Genomic DNA, 1,190 nt, shown 5'->3' on the forward strand with positions numbered 1-1,190 from the left:
TGCTGATCCAGATCGAGGATGCGTTCAACGCGGTGACGAACGCGCGGAGCGGGCGAGGAACGGCACCTGGCGGAGCGCGACCACCGCCGCGATCCCCGCCAGCATCGCGACGGAGAAGCCCATGGCGAAGAGCGTGTAGCTCGAGGACGGCACGAACAGCATCAGCGCCGCCATCATCTTCACGTCGCCGCCGCCGAACAGGCTGAAGGCGAAGAGCGACGCGCCGAAGGCGAAGACGAGCGTGGCCGCCGCGAGGCGCGCGCCGATCTCCCCCCAGCCGAGAAGCGGCAGGGTGAGCACGAAGAGCACCAGCGCCGCCGCGACGAGGTAATTCGGAATGCGCATGTAGCGCAGGTCGAACCAGGCCACGGCGACGAGGACCGGCGCGAGGAGAAGCAGGGGAAGGATGTCCATTCTCGTCTCCTCAGGCGACATGCCGCGCCGTTGCCGGGACGCTCGGGGCGGGCGACAGCAGGCGGAACAGGAGCTCGGCGTGATTGCAGCAGTCGCTCTTGGCGTAGATGCTGCGCAGGTGCGTCCTGAGCGTGGACTCGGAGATGTCGAGCTCGGCGCAGACCCGCTTGCTCGAGAGGCCGCGGCTGAGGAGCAGGCAGACCCGGAACTCGGCCCGGCTGAGGCGGGCGGGGTTCTCGGTGCTCAGGAGATGGACCGCGGCCGATGGACCGACGCTCCGCCGCGACAGGAGCAGTTCGGTCATCAGGCCCGGCCGCCGGCGCGACCAGGTGTCGGCGAGCGTCGCGGCCACCATGTTGATGAGCGCGTGCTGCCCCGATCCGCGGTGGCTCGAGAAATGGATCTCGAGGAACATCGCAGACTTCTCCGCCACGGAGAGCGGGATGACGGCCAGCTCGTTGAGCCTGCGGCGCTGGTGGAAGCTCTCGAGCCGCGGGTCGGCCTCCATCTCGGTCAGGGACTTGAACCAGACCGTGCCGGGCCGTGGCTGGCGGAAATAGGGCCCGAGCACGACGTCGGCGAAGGAGCGGTCGAGCTCGGGGGTGCGGTCGCCGCCATCGTGGACGAAGACCGACTTCTCGCCCGCGCGCTCCCGCGATGTGCGGCTGAGGGCGATGGCCTCGGCGTCGAGACCGACGGCGAGCTGGGCGAGCGCGTCCTTCACGGGCGCCCTGCCCTGAAGGCTCTCGCACCAGAGCGCGATCGCGGAGACGAGG

General features: G+C 69.7%; 2 protein-coding genes. Both read right to left on the reverse strand.

Features of this window, described 5'->3' with window-relative positions; all coding sequences use genetic code 11:
* Positions 1-24: 24 nt before the first annotated feature.
* Entirely contained in the window at positions 25-414 is a 390-nt protein-coding gene (locus ACTS11_RS02645) for a prepilin peptidase (protein ID WP_442638797.1), read from the reverse strand.
* Between the two features lie 10 nt (positions 415-424).
* Positions 425-1,190, reverse strand: a 766-nt coding sequence (locus tag ACTS11_RS02650) for a response regulator transcription factor (RefSeq protein ID WP_442638798.1), incomplete at its 5' end; no start/stop codon positions are given.

It is taken from the genome of Roseicyclus sp. (assembly GCF_052168335.1).
Classification (GTDB): domain Bacteria; phylum Pseudomonadota; class Alphaproteobacteria; order Rhodobacterales; family Rhodobacteraceae; genus Roseibacterium.